The organism is Mycobacterium persicum (genome assembly GCF_002086675.1).
Lineage (GTDB): Bacteria > Actinomycetota > Actinomycetes > Mycobacteriales > Mycobacteriaceae > Mycobacterium > Mycobacterium persicum.
On record NZ_MVIF01000118.1, the window covers coordinates 1 to 16,953 of the forward strand.

The following is a 16,953-nucleotide window of genomic DNA, read 5'->3' on the forward strand; positions in this document are numbered from 1 at the left end:
GATCAAACAATAATCAGCACCTATCAACGACCAGTGGTGCGCTCCTCGCGGGTGATCGAGACCAAATGCATCGATGACGTACCGTTTTGGTGACTGGCGGGTTACGAGCACCCGGTCATTGTGGCCACCGATGTCAACGCCAATGCTTCGGATGTGGGCAACCTGATCGCGATGACCGAGCAAACCACCGCCAACACCGGACAAGCCCTGGCGAGTTGCTGGCCGATGCCGGCTACTGCTCGACGGGCAACCTCGACGCCGCCACCGACTACACCGCTACCCACGGCACCGAGTTCGATATCGCCACCGGACGCCACCGCCGAGGCGGCCCCCACCGGTGGCTCCACGTGGACGTATCCCTAACAATGCCACCGAAAAACAGCGCATGGCTCGCAAGCTGACGACCACCAAGGGCCGCACCATTTGTGCACGCCCGCAAAGCGATCGTCGAACCCTTTTTCGGCCAAGTGCACACCCTGCAAAACGCCAAAAAGCTGCTGCTTCGCGAGTCGGATCAGGTCCGCGGCGAATGGCTACTACTGGCAGCCTGCCACAACCTGCGCAAACTTCACGGTCACGTCGGCGCCACCGGACTGACCGCCCTGACAATCAGCTGACCCGCCCGTCGTTTCTCCGGAGTTTGACGCACGAGTCTGCGTCCAGTGCGCCCAGCCCGCACCCAGCGCACTGCGGACCGCAACCGTTACTTACCCACGCCCCTAGGTCCTTCTGCTGGTGGTGTGGTTCAGCAGGTTACGGGTACGAGCTCAGGTGCCGCAGAAGGTGCGATAGACGCCGAAATCCCGCGGCGCGGCACTGGCGTAACGCTGCAGGCCCGGCCGTTCGGCATACGGGTGCGTGACGGCGTCAAGAAGCCGTTCGACCGGACCGAGATCGCCGTCGGTCGCCGCTGCCAGAGCCTCCTCGACGAGGTGATTGCGGGGGATGTAGATCGGGTTGACCCGGTCCATCAGCTCGGCGTCCGGTCCCCCGGCCTGCCACCGCGACAGCCAGCCGTCGAACCTGGCGCCGTCGACGAACATTCCGCGCACCGGCTCGGCGTCGCCGCGGGCCGCTTTGGCGAGGTGACGGAAGAACGAGGTGTAGTCGACGCGGCTCTCCTGCAGCATCGGTAGTAACTCGTCGACCAGCGGGGCGGGCGTGCTCAAACCCAGCTTGGCTTGCATACCCGACGACCACACCGCGTCATAGCGGTCGCGGAACACCCCGAACGCCCGCTCGGCGAGCGCGATGGCCTCCTGGGTGTCCTCGGCGAGCAGCGGAAGCAGCGCCTCGGCGAAGCGGGCGAGGTTCCAGCCGGCGATGACCGGCTGATTGCCGTAGGCATAGCGGCCCCAGTGGTCGATCGAACTGAACACCGTTTCGGGGTCGTAGGCCTCCATGAACGCGCACGGCCCGTAGTCGATGGTTTCGCCGGAGATGGTCATGTTGTCGGTGTTCATCACCCCGTGAACGAACCCGACGAGCATCCACTGGGCGATCAGCGACGCCTGCGCCGTGACCACCGCTTCGAATAGGGCCAGGTAGGGGCGTTCGGCCTCGGCGGCGCCGGGGTGATGGCGGGCGATCGCATGGTCGGCCAGGCGTCGCAGCAGTTCCAGGTCGCCGGTGAAGGCCGCGTACTGGAAGCTGCCGACGCGCAGGTGGCTGCTGGCGACCCTGACCAGCAGGGCGCCGGGTAGCACGGTCTCGCGCTGCACCGGGCGACCGGTACCTACGACGGCAAGGGAGCGCGTCGTCGGGATGCCCAGGGCGTGCATCGACTCGCTGACGACATATTCGCGCAGCATCGGGCCGACGACCGCCCAGCCGTCGCCACTGCGCGCGAACGGCGTGGGTCCGGAACCCTTCAGATGGATGTCGCGCAGCCGACCGTCGGCCGTGGCGAGCTCACCCAAGAGCAGCGCCCGCCCGTCGCCCAACCGCGGGACGTAGCCGCCGAACTGATGGCCGGCGTAGGCCTGGGCCACCGGGACCGCGCCGTCGGGCAGCCGGGTGCCGACCAGAAAGCGCACCCCGTCGGGGCTGCGCAGCCACCCGGCGTCGAGGTCAAGGTCACTGCTCAGCGGGTCGTTGAGCACGAGCAGCCGCGCGTCCGGCGGGGTAGCGGCTTGCCAGCGGACTGCCAGTTCCGGTAACGCGCGGAAGAACCGGTCCTGCAGCGCGATTGTCATATCCGGTGCAACGCTCACCTGATCCAGACTACGGAGCTGTGGCTTCGGGCCCGCCCGTTATGACGCGAGCGCTCGGTCGATCAGCGTCTCCGCTGCCGCGCGGGCCTGCTCCCATGTCGATGCGTCGTTGAGCGAGGTAGCCAGCGCGGCCGCACCTTCGTAGAGAACGGCGAGTTGACTGCCCAGTGAGTGTGGGTCGCCGGCGCCCGCCTCCCGGGCCAGTTCGGTGAGCCCATCGATGAAATTCTGTTTCGTTGCGCGGACTATGCTCTCAACTCCTGGCATCGCTCCCGCTGCCTCCACGGCGGCATTGTGAAAGGGACAGCCCCGCAGCGGTGCTGTCCCGGGACGGGGACTGTCGAACAACGCCAGTAGTCGGCTGCGCGGCGGCTGCTCTGCGGCTTTGCCGCTGACCCGCAGCGGATTGGCGGCGACGTCTCCAATGCTGCGCAGGTACTCTTCGACTACCGCTGTCTTGCTCGGAAAGTGTTGGTACAGAGTCCGTTTGGACACCGACGATTCGCTCGCCAGTCGTTCGACGCCGGTGGCGTTGATGCCCTCCCGGTAGAACAACTCGGCAGCCGTGTCCAGGATGCGCTGACGTGCGCCGCGGCCGCCCTTGCGCGCCGCGTGCTGCCCAGCCATGGATAGAAGTATACCGACCGGTTTACATCTCGCATCAAGCGGCGTAGCGTTGCGCGAAGCAAGGTACACCAGTCGGTTTACTAGGAGCGGAGATGAACGGACGATCGCCAGTGGTATTGGTTACCGGCGTTTCCGCGGGAATCGGCCTCGCCGTGGCGAACGCCTTCGCGGCGAAGGGCTTTGAGGTCTTCGGCACCAGCCGCGACCCGAGTAGCACGCAACCGATACCCGGGGTGGAATTGGTGCAGTTGGATGTCACCGACGCCGCGTCGGTCAGCGCGGCCGTCGCCTCGGTGATCCGGCGGGCCGGTCGCATCGACATCCTGGTCAATAATGCCGGCATAGGGATCATCGGCGCCGCGGAGGAGAGCTCGGTCGCCCAGGCGCGGCAGCTTTTCGACACCAACTTCTTCGGCCTGGTGCGGCTGACTCGTGAGGTGCTGCCACATCTGCGCGCGCAGGGCGGCGGCCGCATCATCAACATCGGCTCGGTGTTGGGTTTGTTGCCGGCGCCCTACGCCGCGCTCTACTCGGCGTCGAAGCATGCCGTTGAGGGCTACTCGGAGTCCCTGGACCATGAAACCCGGGAATTCGGTGTGCGGGTGTCGGTCGTCGAACCCGGTTTCACCAAGACCTCGTTCGGCGCCAATGCGGTCGATGCCGATTCGCTGATCGACGGTTACCTGACCGCTCGCGAGAACGCCCGACGCGTCATTGCCGAGGGAGTGCACCACGGGGATGATCCCGCGGTGGTGGCTCGGGTCGTGCTCAAGGCCGCGACCAGCCGAAGGCCGAAAGTGCGCTACCCGGCCGGCAACCTGGCGCGCGGACTGTCGCTGCTGCGCAAGGTCGCCCCTGAAGCGCTGATGGACAAGGGAATTCGCAAAGCGAACAAGCTAACGTCGACACCGAGACCGGTCGCCGACCGGTTACCCAGCGGCGTGGGGTAGGTAAGGGCCCGAACATCGGTACTACGCTCGTCCGGTGCCGAACACGCGGTATGTCGACGTGCATGGAGCGTCGGGCACCCGGCAACTCCTGGCGATAATTGCCAGGCGGGCGCCGTGGATGCTGCGCGGCGCGAGCCGCGTCGCTTCGCCCCACCGGCCGAAGGTCATCGCGCATATGACGAGAGGAGCGAAGCATGCGGTTCGGTGTCTTGACGTTTGTTACCGACGAGGGCATCGGCCCGGCACAGCTGGGTGCGGCCCTGGAACAGCGCGGCTTCGAGTCGCTGTTTCTCGCCGAACACACCCATATCCCGGTCGACACGCGCAGCCCCTATCCGGCCGGTGGGCCCATTCCGCACAAGTACTACCGGACATTGGATCCGTTCGTGGCGTTGACGGCGGCGGCGGTTGCCACCGAGACGTTGGTTTTGGGTACCGGCATCGCGCTGGTTCCGGAGCGCGATCCGATTCTGACGGCCAAAGAGGTTGCCTCGCTGGACATGGTGTCGCAGGGCCGGTTTCGGTTCGGCGTCGGCGTGGGTTGGCTGCGCGAAGAAGTGGCCAACCACCGAGTCGATCCCGCGGTTCGCGGACGCGTGACCGACGAGCGGCTGCGCGCCATGATCGAGATTTGGACGCAGGAGCAAGCCGAATTCCACGGGAAATACGTCGATTTCGACCCGATCTACTGCTGGCCGAAGCCGGTGACCAAGCCCTACCCGCCGCTCTATATCGGCGGTGGGCCGGCGAATTTCACCCGGATCGCCGACCTGAACGCCGGCTGGATCGCGATCAGCCCGTCGCCGGAGCAACTGTCCCGCCCGCTCGAGCGACTGCGCGCCCTGGCCGGCGGCGACGTACCGGTTACCGTCTGCCACTGGGGCGACGCTACGCCACAAGATCTGCGAGGATACCAGCCGCTGGGGGTCGAGCGCGTCTTGCTGGACCTGCCCACCGAGCCGTACGACCAGACGCTTCGATACCTGGACAAGCTCGCGAGTGAACTCGGGCAGCTGGCGTGATCGGCGGTCCCGACCGCTGTCAGAGCCCGACGATGATGATGACGACGCCGGCCACGATGGCCACCGCCAGCGACAAGAACAGGAAGGTGACGAGGCCTTCCTTTGCCGCCGAGGCCTGGTGGCTGCCCGCCGCGATCGGCGCCAGTTTGCGGCCCGCCCCCCATGCTGCCGCCAGCAGCGTCGCCAACCAGTTGGCGTAGCCGGCGTAGACCAGGAGCACGACCGTGACGACCTGCCAGGCGTGGGGCAGGTCGAGGTGCGGCCACAGCAGGCCTACGAGCACCAGGAACATGCCGTTGAGGACGCCTTCGAGATGGCTGGACAGCGCCATCCGGGGATTCGTCAGCGCCGGCCCGGCGAATCCGGTGAGCAGACCAACCAAGAACAACACCAGCCCGAAGGTGAATAGCAGCGTCTGCATAGCAAAACTTTATCGACGCGTGGCCACCGGTAACAGGTTCGCCGGCAAGCGGCGGCTCGTTCCTATGGGCGCTGCGGCGGTTAGAGTCGGGCGTGGCTCTCCACCTGACCGCCGACCTTCAGGCGAACTATCAGCGCTTCATCGACCGGGTGCGCGCGACCCGAGAAGTCTGGGTGCTGCTCGGCCCCGATCTGCGCGGGGCGTGGGTGCACTCGAATGACTACGTGACCGAAGACGACGAGCCCGTCTGCGTACATCTGGTCTACTCCGCAGCGGCCTATGCGCGCCGGCACGCAACGGGGGAGTGGGCGGGTATGGAACCGGCTTCGTTGACCCTCGACGAGTTCATCGACGGACCGCTGCGGGGCATTCATGAGGGCGGTGACCTGTTGGGACCCGACTTCAACGCCGACCTCGCCGGTCTGGAGATCGAGCCGATCGAGATGGCGCGAGCCCTGCTCGGAGAGCTATAAGCGCGTCGACGTCCGCCGAGATTGCCGCTATGGCTGCGGTCGACGGCCTGACCACGACCATCACGGCAATCTCGCCGCGCGGAGGGCTACCTGAATCGCCCCAGCGCTCGACGCAGCACGCCGCCGGACGGGGCGGCCGGCGGCTGACGGGTGGCATACGGCCACGGCTGATTGCGCTCCGGCACCGACACCGCCCGTAGCTGCTTGAGCTGCATCCGCAGATGTTGGCGCAGCTCGCGCAGGTCAGGGTCGGTCCACCGGTTGTCGGCCTCGATCGGGTCTTTGGTCAGGTCGTAGAGCTCCCACTGGTCGTCGACCGGATCGGTGCGGTACGCCTCGCCGCCGATGCCGTTGCCGGCCAGGTGACGCACGCCCGGTTCGGTCCAGGTGGCCGGGTCGTCGAAGGTGCGCACCAGCTTCCACAGGTGCCCGGCGCCGCCGACGGCGTCGGAGTCGTCGACGCGAACGACGAGCCCCTCGAAGTTGGCGGCCACGTGCGCGGGCACCTTGATCCGCAGCGGCGCGGGCGGATTCACGGTTCGGCCCAGTTGCCGGGCAAACGCCGACGCGCCGGTGTCGCCTTCGAGCACGTTGTCACGCGTCATCACGTACACGGCCCGGGCCTGGTCGGCGGGTCCGCCGTCGACCACCGGCATCAGGTTGCGGCCGGGAAGGGGGTGCACTTCGGTGAACGACTCGGCGAGTTGTGCGGCCGCGACGTCGACGTCGACCCCCGCCGCGCCGAGCAGCGTGGGCACCAGGTCGACGTGCGATGTCGGCGCCGAAACGGTGCGCGCCGTGGTCGCGTTGGCGCCGATGCGGGCTATGACGAACGGCACCCGGGTGGCCTCGTCGTACAGGTTGAACCACTTCTGGTGCAGTCCGCCGTGAGCGCCCAGCAGGTCGCCGTGATCGGCGGTGCGCACCAGAACCGCATTGTCCGAGCCGCCCTCGGTGACCGCTCGGCGCACCCGGTCGATGGGTCCGTCGACCTCGGCGTGCAGCCGATAGTAGAGGTCGCGGTAGCGCTGCGCGTTGCGGCCATAGTTGCGTTTGACCACCCGCGCCGGACCGTAACCGGAGTAATAGGCTTCCCGGAACGCGATCTGGGCAGCCGGTTTTGCCCGTAGATCTTCGTCGGCGGTGGGTGGCCCGGGCACCGGCGGCGGGTCCAGCGGGGACGGCTTGAGCGGATTGCGTCGCACCCACGCCGGGAACAGCACGATGTCGTGCGGGTTGACGAAGCTAGCCACCAGCAGGAACGGGCGCAGCGCCGCGGCGTCACCGGCGCGCCGGCGCGCGTAGCGATCGTTGAGCCAGGCGACCACCCGATCGGCGATCAGCGGGTCGCGGCGCAGACCGCAGTCGGACATGCCGGCCCCGTGCGGTTCGGGACCCACCCAACCGGAGAAACCGTAGGGGCCCAGCGGGTCGGCGTCGAGGTAGCGCTGCACCGCGGCCGGGTCGACGACGCCGTCGTCGTCATTGGTGGCCAGGGATCCACCCGTCGCCGGGTCGTGCAGGTCGGCGTGCGAGATGTGCCACTTGCCGTCGTAGTGGGTGTCATAGCCGGCCGCGCGAAACCAGTTGCCCAGGGTCGGCACCTCGCCGGCGCGCAGCCAGCGCAGCCGCGAGTCGTCGAATCGTTTGCCGATGCCGTCGGTCTGGGTGACCCCGTGCAGGTCGGGGTAGTGACCGGTGAACATCGTGGGGCGGCTGGGCACGCAGGCCAGCGAGCCGGTGTAGTGCCGGGTGAAATTCACTCCGTGCTCGTCGAACCAGCGGCGCCCGGTCAGGGTGTGCTGTCGCCAGGCCAGGATGTCGGCCGACTCGTAGGGCGGTACCGCACGCTCCTCGTCGGTCATCACGATGACGATGTCGGGGCGATCAGACATGCGTGTTCTCCAATCGGTGTGCCAGCCCGGCCAGCATCGCCTCGGACTGCTTGGCCAGGACGCGCAGCGCCACCCACTCCGCCATCCGCGCCGGCTTGCCGTCGCCGACCTCGACCGTGCTGGTCAGGCTCACCACTGTGGCCGCGCCCGCCGGGCCGCTGGGCCGCAGCGTCCAGCAATTGGCGACCTTACGTAACCGCGGCGGCAGGCCCTCGATGTCGTATGCCAGCCTGGTGGGCGGCTCGAACTCGGTGATGCGTTCCACCAGCGCGTTGCCGCCCACCTGCACCCGGCGGGTGGTGCCCACCGGCCCGCCGGCCGGGCCGTGGTTCAACACACACGAATGGTCGACCCCGCCGGCCCACGAACTCAGGGCGCCGAAGTCGGCCAGGATGTCCCAAATCGCCTGCGGCTCGGCCGTTATGGTCCGGCTGCGACTGATGCCTGCCACTCCGCCATCCAACACCATCGCGGGCCCGGGTTTCATGCGGTTGCCGCAGACCTGGTTCGCGTGGGCTCAGGGAAGCAGGATGCGCAGCCGCTCCCAGCCGCGAACGGTGGAGGTTGGCGCGAGCTCGAGGCTGTCGTGGTCGATGTCCCATTCGGGCCACCGGTTGAGCAATTCGTCGAGGGCGACCCTGCCTTCCAGCCGTGCCAGGTTCGCGCCGAGGCAGTAGTGCACGCCTTTGCCGAACGTGAGGTGGGAGATGTTGTCGCGGTGGATGTCGAACGTGTCGGGATCCCGGTAACGCAGCGGGTCACGGTTGGCGGCGCCGAAGAGCAGCAGGATGGCGCTGTGGGCGGGCACCGTGGTGTCGTAGCACTCGAACTCGCGGAGGGTGTAGCGCGCGACATGGGGTCCGGTGGGTTCGTAGCGCAACGTCTCGTCGACCGCACGGGTCAACAGCGAACGGTCCCGGGCGACTTCGCGGCGCTGGTCGGGATGCTCGGCGAGCACCTTGGCCAGCCAGCCGATCAGTCGTCCGGTGGTTTCGTTGCCGGCGCCGGCGACCACCTGGGTGTAATGCAGCACCTCGTTGCGGGTGAGCTTTCTGGTGACGCCGTTTTCGGGCTCTTCAAACTCGACGTTGAGCAGCGCGGTCATCAGGTCGTCGGAGGGGTTCTTGGCGCGCCAGTCGACGTAGTCGGCGTAGATGCTTCCGTCCGCGATCTTGTCCGGATTGGCCACCTTCATCGGGGTACCGGGTTTGGTGCGCAGGTTGGCGTCGTTGGCGTCCCGCACGCTGATCTGGTCGCCTTCGGGGATGCCCAGCAGCATGCCGATGACGCGCATCGGCATCATCGAGGCGAGTTCGGCGATGATGTCGAAGCCGTCGGAGCCGACCAGCGGATCGAGGCAGCCGACGCAGTAGCGCCGGATCTGGTCTTCGATCGCGGCCATCCGGCGCGGGGTGAAGACCCGCGACATCACGCCGCGCAGCGTGGTGTGGACCGGCGGGTCCTCGAACATCATCACGCCGGGGGGCATGTCGAACCTGGACTGGATCAGTTCGAGGATGTCGCTTCGGCTGTTGGAGAACGTCTCCCAATCCGACAGCGCCTTCTCGACGTCGGCGTGGCGTGACAGTGCCCAGAAGTTGTAGCGCTCGTTGTAATAGATCGGCGCCTCGTCACGTAACCGGGCGTAGCTGGGGTAGGGGTCGGCGGCGATGTTGACGTCGTAGGGGTCGTAGTAGAGCTTGGTTCTCATGTGCCGGTCCTTTACTTGAGGCAGCTGCCGGCGTCGACGGGCAGCGCGACGCCGGTGATGTAGCGCGATTCGTCAGACGCCAGGAACACGACCGCGTTGCTGATGTCCTCGGCCGCCACCCACGGGATCGGCAGGATGTGGAAGGTCCGGCAGATCGGGGCGAAGTCGTCGAGGCCGGGATTTTCCAAGTCGGGGCGGAACAAGCGAAAAGTGTTGTCGTTGATCAGCATTGGCGTATTCACGGGTGTCGGGTGTATCGAGTTGACGCGGATGTTGCGCGGACCCAGCTCGACGGCGAAGGACCGGATCAGCCCTACGATCCCGTGTTTGGCCGCCACGTAGTGCCCGGTATGCGGATATGCCTTGAGCCCGGCGACCGAACTGGTCAAGACGATTGATGCGCCCGAATTCAAATGGGACACTGCGGCTTTCACTGACTTCCAGACGCCGCTGAGGTTGATGTCGATCATTTGCTGCCACAGTTCTTCATCCATGTGGTCCAGCCGGGCTCCCACGGTGCCGATGCCGGCGTTGGCGACGACGATGTCCAGCCGCCCAAGTTGCTCGACCGCGCCGTCGACGGCGGCCTTGAGGCGAGTCGTAGTCGCGGACGTCGACTTCGGCGGTGACGATCCGCCGGTCCAGAGCCTTGACGAGGTCGGCCGTCTCCGCGAGGTCTTCGGGTGTCGCGGGTGGTGCCGCCGAGTTCTCGATCGGTTGGCAGATGTCGACCGCGATGATGTCGGCGCCTTCCTGCGCGAGCCGCACCGCGTACTGCGGCCCTGGCCGCTGACAACGGCGACCTTGTCGGCGACCCGGCCGGCCATCGCTTCTCCTCGTTGAGTAACGTCGTTACACCCGGTACCGTAACGATGTTACTGAGCGAGGGCAAGGGTGGTGTTGGTGACCGGCGACCCGGAGCACCCGCACGACCGCAGCCTCGATCCCATCCTGGAAGTGGTCGTCGACATCCTGGAGACCGGAGGCTACGACGCCGTCCAGCTGCGGGAGGTGGCGCGGCGCGCGCGGACCTCACTGGCCACCATCTACAAGCGTTATCCAACCCGAGACGCGCTGATCCTGGCGGCGCTCGAGCGCTGGATGGACGAGAACCGCTACGCCAGTTTGACCACGCAGCAGCCCGGCCCGGACGAATCCATCTACGACGGCCTGATGCGCGTGTTCCGGACGATTTTCGAACCCTGGGAGCGTCACCCGGACATGCTGCGGGCCTATTACCGTGCGCGGTCCGCCCCAGGTGGTCAACGGCTGGTGAGCCGGGGTGTGGACGCCGTCGTGCCGGCCGCGATGGCTGTGCTCGGCGAGGCCGACCCCGACCTCGTCGCAGACCTGCCTCCCATCGTGTCCAACCTGGCCTACGGTCTGGTGGCGCGATTTACCGCCGGCGAAATCGCCATCACCGAAATCTTGTCGACCCTGGACCGCGCCCTGTTCCGGCTGACGGCGGGCCACGAACGTCGTGGTTCGCGCCGCTGAGGCGGGTCAGCCGGCCGGCTCATTTCGCGATGAGGTTACGGTTTAGGGAACCGCGCTACATACCCACGGAAATGATGATGACGACTGAACACGCAATGTACGACCAGGTCGACGGCGCCGCTACGGATCCAGATGACATCGGTTCACGCATCGATCCCGTTCTCGCCCGAAGCTGGCTGTTGGTCAACGGCGCGCACGCCGAGCGATTCCAGTCCGCGGCGCACTCTCGTGCCGACATCGTCGTCCTCGACATCGAGGATGCCGTGGCGCCCAAAGACAAGCCGACCGCCCGCGACAACGTGGTGCGCTGGCTGGGCGCCGGAAACGGCGACTGGGTTCGCATCAACGGCTTCGGCACCCCGTGGTGGGCCGACGACATAGCCGCGCTGGCCGGCACGTCGATCGGCGGCGTGATGCTGGCGATGGTGGAATCGGTGGACCATGTCACCGAGACCGCGCTGCGACTGCCGAACGTGCCGATCGTGGCGCTGGTGGAAACGGCCCGGGGCCTGGAGCGCATCACCGAGATCGCCGCGGCAAAAGGCACCTTCCGGCTGGCTTTCGGCATCGGCGATTTCCGCCGCGACACCGGTTTCGGCGAAGAACCGACCACCCTTGCCTACGCCCGGTCGCGGTTCACCATCGCCGCCAAGGCCGCCAACCTGCCCAGTGCCATCGACGGGCCGACCATCGGCACCAATCCGCTCAAGCTCATCGAGGCTACGGCCGTCTCCGTCGAATTCGGCATGACCGGCAAGATCTGCCTGTCGCCCGAACAATGCGCCGTGGTAAACGAAGGATTGTCCCCGTCGCAAGACGAAATCGGCTGGGCCAAAGAGTTTTTTGCCGAGTTCCAGCGCGACGGCGGAGAGATCCGCAACGGCTCCGACCTGCCGCGCATTGCGCGGGCCACCAAGATCCTCGACCTGGCCCGCGCCTACGGCATCGAAGTCTCGGAGTTCGAGGACGAGCGGGTTCACATGCCCGCCCCGACGGACACCTACCACTACTAGGCGGCGTGCCGAGCGAGCGCGATGCCGATGCGGACCTCGACGTCGCTGAGCGTGATCGGCGGTATCCGCGGTGGCGCCCCGGACCGGTATCGCCTGCCCGTCGGGGTAACGAATTCGGCTGTGTGCGTGTGGTTTTCGTCGTTCGTTGTCACCTGCCAGCCAGGGGCTTGCTTGGCGTAGTTGCAGCGCTCGCAGGAGCCGAGCCCGTTGTTCGCGGTGGTCGCACCGCCTTCGGCCCACGGCCGGGCATGGTCGCGGTGTCGGATCGGCGCGTCGCAGTAGGGCGTTCGGCACCGCTGATCCCGAAACTCGATGAAGGCGGCCAGCCCGCGAGGAAACAGCCGCGCGCGTGACTCCATAGCGACCAGCGCTCCGCTTTCCGGATGGGCGTACAGCCTGCGCAGCGTTGCCCTCGAGCGTGGATCAGCGACGGTGTCGGCGACCATCGCGCGGGCCACAGCCGCGGGGATGGGGCCATAGCCGCAGACATCCGCCGGTGCGCTGTCAGCGCCGAGCAACGTCTCGTCGGACAAGACCAGGTTGACCGCGATCGGTGTCGGGACCGTCGCGGCCCGGCCGGTGACCCGCTCGACCAGGGTGTCTGCCATGACCTGTCCGCGTGCGCGCCCGTCGCCGCAAGCAGCAGCTTCACGGTGCAGCGCCGCATATACCGACACGCCCTGGGCTACCGGGAGTAGCGCGGTCACATACGACATGGTGTCGGGCGCGGGTCGGATGGTGACCGTGCGTTCCTCGGGGGCCTTGGCCGCCCGGTCGACGACGGCATGCGGGTCCAGCCGGTAGGCGATCGCCTTGGCGGCCGCGGCCACCCGCGCATCGCCCAACCCGTCGAGGTTCGCCGGGTCGCCACACAACTCGGCGTCCAGCGTGCGCCGATCCGCCACGTCCAGACAGGCGCTTTCCCGCACGATCAGGGTGGCCCGCCATTCCGACAGGGCGCCGGACTCCAGCGCGGCGAGCGTGTGCGGCATCTCGTACACCAGAGCCTTCGCAAAGCCGAGGTGCCGCGCGCCGCGGGCCGGCGAGTCTCGTCGCGCCAGCGCGACCTCGTTGGCTACGCCACGTCCGCGCCGATCGGCGGGCACGCCGGCGGTAGCTTCGGCGGCCCGGCGTGCCGTGTCCAGGGCGGCGGCCGCTCGAGCCTGGCCCGCAGCGGCCGCTGATTTGACTCTCTCCAGCTCGGCGATGCGCTCGATCAAGGTCGCTTGGTCGGCGCGGGGGTCAATCGTCATTGATTCGAACATGTGTTCGATAGTAACACAGCACCCTGGGTGGCGTTCACCCCGAACGTGCTCGACGTCGAGACGCCGCAGCGGGTCTCAACCGGGAAGTTGCGGCGTAGCGTTGGTCCTGCTGACATCGGTGCTGATGACGCTCATCGGGAGGCTGATCATGAGGCCTGCACAAATGCTCGCGGTACCGCTGGTGGGCCTGGCTCTGCTGGCCTGCCCGGTGGCCCAAGCCGATCCGCTCAGTACCGAGGATTCCTACTACACCAAGTGGCTCTCCGAGAACGGGGTCAACTACCAGGGCCGGGTCTCGCTACCGACGATGATCGCCGAGGCCCACACCACCTGCGCGATGCTGGACCAGAGCCCCACCCCGCAGACGTACCAGTCGACGGTCAACAGACTCGTCGGCGGCCCCGGCAACTTCACCCAGCAGGAGGCGAGATCGACCGTGCTCGCTGCCGTCAACAGCTACTGCAGCCAGCACACCAATCTGCTCTATCACTGACGCCATGGTCGCCAAGCGCCAGATTCGAGTGACTCGGATCTACGAGGAGCCCGGTCCCGACGACGGCCAACGCATTCTGGTCGATGGCATCTGGCCGCGGGGAATCCGCAAAGATGACCCGCGAGTGGGTGTCTGGCGCAAGGACGTCGCCCCGTCGAAGGAACTGCGGCAGTGGTACCACCACCGGGTGGAGCGGTTCGACGAATTCGAGGCGCGTTACGAAGCGGAACTGACCGGCAGCCCAGCACTGGCCGAACTGCGGAAGCTCGCCGCGAGCGGGCCCATCACCCTGGTCACCGCCACCCGCGAAATCGACGGCAGTCACGCGGCTGTCCTGGCGAAGCTGCTCAAGAGTCGCTGACCGGCATGAGACGATCGTCAGATGCGGCTGGGCTTGCATGCGCTCGGCATCGGTTCCGGCGCCGACCGGACGGTGATTGACGCCGTCGCATCCGCGGCGGACAGCGCCGGTTTCGCCACCCTGTGGGCCGGTGAACACGTCGTGATGGTGGACCGGCCCGCGTCCCGGTATCCCTATTCCGACGACGGCGTCATAGCGGTTCCGGCCCAGGCGGATTGGCTGGACCCGATGATCACGCTGGCGTTCGCCGCCGCCGCCTCGTCGCGGATCGCCGTCGCGACCGGTGTGCTGCTGCTGCCCGAACACAACCCGGTCGTGGTCGCCAAGCAGGCAGCGAGCCTGGATCGGCTGAGCGGCGGACGACTGATCCTCGGCGTCGGTGTCGGATGGTCCAGGGAGGAGTTCGAAGCGCTCGGAGTGCCGTTCGAGCGCCGCGCGGCGCGCACCGCCGAATACGTCGCCGCGATGCGCACGCTGTGGCGCGACGATGTGGCGTCGTTCAGGGGAGACTTCGTCACGTTCGACTGCGTCCGGGTCAATCCCAAGCCGACTCGTGAGCGCCGCATCCCGATCGTGGTCGGGGGCAATAGCGATGCGGCGATGCGACGAGTCGCGGGGTGGGCGGACGGCTGGTACGGGTTCAACCTCGACGGCGTGGACGCGGTGCGCGAACGGGTCGGCAGGCTCGAGCAGCTGTGCGCCGAGTCGGGTCGCGACCGTGGCGAGCTGTCACTGGCCGTGGCGCTGCGCAATCCCCGGGTCGGCGATGTCGAGGCCCTGGCCGAACTGGGCGTCGACGAGCTGGTGCTGGCCGAGGCGCCGCCGGAGGATGCCGGCGCGGTAGCCGGCTGGGTTTCGGCGCTGGCCGGCAAATGGCTGTCCGCAACGGTTGCGGTAGGTAGGCTGACGGGTTGACATGACCGAAGCCGACGCGCTTTTCCCGCGCCAACTGACCGATCTCACCGACGAGGTCCGTAACGTTCCGCCGCCGCCGACGCCGGCGGTGCCCTCGCCGTATGCGTTCCGGCTGGCCGATCCGGATACCGACGCGGAGATGATCGCCGAGTGGATGAGCAGGCCGCATCTGGCCAGAGCGTGGGAACGCGTGTGGCCGGCGTCGCGATGGCAGCAGTATCTGCGGGCACAGCTCGACGGCAACTACTCGCGGCCGTTCGTCGGTAGCCTGGACGGCCAATATCACGGCTACCTCGAACTATACTGGGCTGCAAAGGATTTGATCTCGACTCTGTACGAGGCCGATCCCTATGATCTGGGGATCCACGCCGCCACCGCAGATCCGAATATCATCACCCTGGGTGTCGCCCAGCTGTTGCTTCCGCACTTCGTGGCCAGCGTGCTCAATGCCGAACCACGGTGTCGCCGAATCATTTTCGACCCGGACTATCGAAGCAAAGGGATACGGCATTTCTGCCAGAACGGTGGCTGCGTCTTCCTCGGCGAACACGAACTGGCAAATCGGCGGGTAGCGCTGTACGTGCTGCCGCGGACCCTTGACGACGTGCCCGCCCTTCGGAAGCAGTGACGGTCGACCGTCAGTAGTTGTATTGTGCCAGCGGCGTTTCGGCCGCTCTGGGCGATCCCGACGGTCCCGACGATCCCGTCAAGGACACCGCTGCCGGGACCATCTCGCTAGTGACCAGCCCGTGGCGGGTAGTCAGCTCGTCGACGATATCGAAGCTGCGGGCGATGGACTCCGGCGTGTCGACGATGATGGTGGTGACCGGCACCTTACGCGCGAGCTGGAAAAGCTTGTCCCCGTGCGGTTTATGATCGCCATGGAAACCCCAGACACCACGCAGGGCGGTCGCCCCCCGGGCCGTCTGCGACTGCATCAGCCGGTACACCAGCGCGCGGTGGATCGGCAGGCCCTCATGATGGGTCGCCTCGGCGGTGTGCACCATCAGCTTCTGCCACAGGTTTCGTCCCTGGTCGTCGGTAGGCGGCAGCTGTTGGGGGCGGGCCAACAGCTCGCCGTCGCGTTTGCACAGCCTTACCCGTTCGATGGTCAGCAGTGGGTTGGGCAGTAGGCCGGCGAGGTCGGTGGCGGCGGCCGACACCTGCGGAACCGAACCGATACCAATGATCATCAACGGAACATTGACGTTGCGGCCGAAGAAGCGCGCCCGGAAACGTTCACCGTATGCCGTCCCGTCGACACCGAGAAGCACTGTGGCACCAGCGAATCCGTGCCGATACAGTAGTTCGCAGACGGCGTAGCCGGCGGCGGTCCCACCGACCCGCACCTGACGGCCGACGTAGACGGTGAGCTTGGCGGCATCGCCGTTTCGGCTTTCCATCTCGCCCAGCGTCTCGGCGCCGCTGTGTCGGGTGACCAGTCGGGCGCGTTCCAGCGTCACCAATCCGCGGTCGGTCATCGCCGTCACCTCGCCGACCAGACCCCGGATCTTCGACGCGACGTCGACGGCGGCAATGGTGACCGGAGGATCCTCGGACAAGCTCAGCGTCCGGTCGCAGCGCAGCTCGTGTTTGGGCCCGAAACCCGTGGTACCGCGCATCAAAACGCTTGTTGCGACACCGTTCTCACCGAACAGATCCAGCATCGCGTCGGCCAGAAACCGTTTGGTGTCGACGGCGCGTTGCCGCTCGCCGAAGTAAGCCGTCAACTTCAGGCTTTGCTCACTCATATCTGCTCCGCGATCCATTGGCCCAGCAGCGCCGCCGCCAAGCCGAGTATGACGCTGACGGCGATATTGGCCAATGCCGCACGCAGCTGGCGGTCCTCGCTGAGTCGCTGGGTTTCCAGCATCCAGGTGGAGAACGTGGTGTAGGCGCCGACGAACGCCGTTCCCGCCAGCAGCGCAACATCTTTGGGCAACGTCAGGCCACCGAGGAACCCCAGCAGCGCGGCACCGCTGAGGTTCACCGCCAACGTGCCGTAGGGAAATGCTCGCGCCGTCCGGCGGGCGACGGCGCGATCGACCAGGAAACGCGACACCGACCCGAGCCCGCCGATGACCATGACGCCCAACC

At 67.0% G+C, this 16,953-nt stretch carries 20 protein-coding genes and 1 pseudogene; 10 read left to right on the top strand and 11 right to left on the bottom strand.

From position 1 onward, the window contains the following. Window positions 1-101 precede the first annotated feature (101 nt). Window positions 102-347, bottom strand: a complete 246-nt coding sequence (locus tag BST40_RS24460; RefSeq protein ID WP_075549116.1) for a hypothetical protein — start codon at window positions 345-347, stop codon at window positions 102-104. Between the two features lie 78 nt (window positions 348-425). Here BST40_RS24460 and BST40_RS24465 point away from each other — a divergent pair, with 78 nt between their 5' ends. Further along, window positions 426-617 (top strand): transposase, encoded by a 192-nt coding sequence (locus BST40_RS24465; RefSeq protein WP_083155989.1) that lies wholly within the window; start codon window positions 426-428, stop codon window positions 615-617. Window positions 618-767: 150 nt separating this feature from the next. On the opposite strand, the gene BST40_RS24470 is transcribed toward BST40_RS24465, so the two are convergent. Both BST40_RS24470 and BST40_RS24475 read right to left on the bottom strand, forming a co-directional pair. Then, window positions 768-2,195, bottom strand: a complete 1,428-nt coding sequence (locus BST40_RS24470; RefSeq protein ID WP_176358196.1) for a protein adenylyltransferase SelO — start codon at window positions 2,193-2,195, stop codon at window positions 768-770. Window positions 2,196-2,252: 57 nt separating this feature from the next. Further along, a complete protein-coding gene (locus tag BST40_RS24475; RefSeq protein ID WP_075549119.1) occupies window positions 2,253-2,840 on the bottom strand; it encodes a TetR/AcrR family transcriptional regulator in 588 nt (195 codons plus the stop codon). 92 nt (window positions 2,841-2,932) lie between these two features. Here BST40_RS24475 and BST40_RS24480 point away from each other — a divergent pair, with 92 nt between their 5' ends. Both BST40_RS24480 and BST40_RS24485 read left to right on the top strand, forming a co-directional pair. Further along, window positions 2,933-3,790, top strand: a complete 858-nt coding sequence (locus BST40_RS24480; RefSeq protein ID WP_083155993.1) for an oxidoreductase — start codon at window positions 2,933-2,935, stop codon at window positions 3,788-3,790. A gap of 194 nt (window positions 3,791-3,984) precedes the next feature. Then, entirely contained in the window at window positions 3,985-4,812 is an 828-nt protein-coding gene (locus BST40_RS24485) for an LLM class F420-dependent oxidoreductase (protein WP_075549121.1), read from the top strand. A 19-nt stretch (window positions 4,813-4,831) separates the two neighbouring features. Here BST40_RS24485 and BST40_RS24490 read toward each other — a convergent pair whose 3' ends face one another. Then, window positions 4,832-5,233 carry a styrene oxide isomerase gene (locus tag BST40_RS24490; RefSeq protein WP_083155995.1) on the bottom strand — a complete coding sequence of 134 codons (402 nt, stop codon included), beginning with the start codon at window positions 5,231-5,233 and terminating at the stop codon, window positions 4,832-4,834. Between the two features lie 92 nt (window positions 5,234-5,325). On the opposite strand from BST40_RS24490, the gene BST40_RS24495 reads away from it, so the two are divergent. Next, complete coding sequence (locus tag BST40_RS24495; protein ID WP_075549123.1) at window positions 5,326-5,706, top strand: DUF2750 domain-containing protein; 381 nt, start codon at window positions 5,326-5,328, stop codon at window positions 5,704-5,706. Between the two features lie 86 nt (window positions 5,707-5,792). Here BST40_RS24495 and BST40_RS24500 read toward each other — a convergent pair whose 3' ends face one another. The 4 genes and pseudogenes from BST40_RS24500 to BST40_RS24515 all read right to left on the bottom strand — a co-directional run bounded on the left by BST40_RS24500 (window position 5,793) and on the right by BST40_RS24515 (window position 10,139). After that, window positions 5,793-7,601 carry a sulfatase-like hydrolase/transferase gene (locus tag BST40_RS24500; protein ID WP_083155998.1) on the bottom strand — a complete coding sequence of 603 codons (1,809 nt, stop codon included), beginning with the start codon at window positions 7,599-7,601 and terminating at the stop codon, window positions 5,793-5,795. Continuing rightward, window positions 7,594-8,070 carry an SRPBCC family protein gene (locus BST40_RS24505; protein WP_075549125.1) on the bottom strand — a complete coding sequence of 159 codons (477 nt, stop codon included), beginning with the start codon at window positions 8,068-8,070 and terminating at the stop codon, window positions 7,594-7,596. Before BST40_RS24505 ends, BST40_RS24500 begins: the two co-directional genes overlap by 8 nt. Before the next feature lie 48 nt (window positions 8,071-8,118). Next, complete coding sequence (locus tag BST40_RS24510) at window positions 8,119-9,312, bottom strand: cytochrome P450 (RefSeq protein ID WP_075549126.1); 1,194 nt, start codon at window positions 9,310-9,312, stop codon at window positions 8,119-8,121. 11 nt (window positions 9,313-9,323) lie between these two features. Continuing rightward, window positions 9,324-10,139: pseudogene (locus tag BST40_RS24515) on the bottom strand (mycofactocin-coupled SDR family oxidoreductase). A 76-nt stretch (window positions 10,140-10,215) separates the two neighbouring features. On the opposite strand from BST40_RS24515, the gene BST40_RS24520 reads away from it, so the two are divergent. Both BST40_RS24520 and BST40_RS24525 read left to right on the top strand, forming a co-directional pair. Then, the gene (locus BST40_RS24520; RefSeq protein WP_089025300.1) at window positions 10,216-10,809 is read left to right on the top strand and encodes a TetR/AcrR family transcriptional regulator; all 594 of its coding nucleotides are present in this window, start codon (window positions 10,216-10,218) and stop codon (window positions 10,807-10,809) included. A 95-nt stretch (window positions 10,810-10,904) separates the two neighbouring features. Then, the gene (locus BST40_RS24525) at window positions 10,905-11,822 is read left to right on the top strand and encodes an HpcH/HpaI aldolase/citrate lyase family protein (RefSeq protein ID WP_075544133.1); all 918 of its coding nucleotides are present in this window, start codon (window positions 10,905-10,907) and stop codon (window positions 11,820-11,822) included. On the opposite strand, the gene BST40_RS24530 is transcribed toward BST40_RS24525, so the two are convergent. Next, window positions 11,819-13,087, bottom strand: a complete 1,269-nt coding sequence (locus BST40_RS24530) for an HNH endonuclease (RefSeq protein ID WP_075549127.1) — start codon at window positions 13,085-13,087, stop codon at window positions 11,819-11,821. The genes BST40_RS24525 and BST40_RS24530 overlap by 4 nt on opposite strands. Window positions 13,088-13,235: 148 nt before the next feature. On the opposite strand from BST40_RS24530, the gene BST40_RS30285 reads away from it, so the two are divergent. The 4 genes from BST40_RS30285 to BST40_RS24550 are packed head-to-tail and all read left to right on the top strand — an operon-like array spanning window position 13,236 to window position 15,484. Then, entirely contained in the window at window positions 13,236-13,580 is a 345-nt protein-coding gene (locus BST40_RS30285; protein ID WP_158084033.1) for a DUF732 domain-containing protein, read from the top strand. 4 nt (window positions 13,581-13,584) lie between these two features. Next, window positions 13,585-13,941, top strand: coding sequence for a DUF488 domain-containing protein (locus BST40_RS24540; protein WP_075549129.1), 357 nt, complete (start codon window positions 13,585-13,587; stop codon window positions 13,939-13,941). A 21-nt stretch (window positions 13,942-13,962) separates the two neighbouring features. Further along, complete coding sequence (locus BST40_RS24545) at window positions 13,963-14,856, top strand: LLM class F420-dependent oxidoreductase (RefSeq protein ID WP_075549130.1); 894 nt, start codon at window positions 13,963-13,965, stop codon at window positions 14,854-14,856. A 1-nt stretch (window position 14,857) separates the two neighbouring features. Next, a complete protein-coding gene (locus tag BST40_RS24550; protein ID WP_083156000.1) occupies window positions 14,858-15,484 on the top strand; it encodes a GNAT family N-acetyltransferase in 627 nt (208 codons plus the stop codon). A gap of 10 nt (window positions 15,485-15,494) precedes the next feature. Here the strand turns inward: BST40_RS24550 and BST40_RS24555 are convergent, their stop codons facing one another. Then, complete coding sequence (locus BST40_RS24555) at window positions 15,495-16,607, bottom strand: DUF190 domain-containing protein (protein WP_075549132.1); 1,113 nt, start codon at window positions 16,605-16,607, stop codon at window positions 15,495-15,497. Further along, entirely contained in the window at window positions 16,604-16,951 is a 348-nt protein-coding gene (gene crcB, locus BST40_RS24560) for a fluoride efflux transporter CrcB (RefSeq protein WP_083156002.1), read from the bottom strand. The genes BST40_RS24555 and crcB overlap by 4 nt, the downstream gene beginning before the upstream one ends. Window positions 16,952-16,953: the final 2 nt, after the last annotated feature.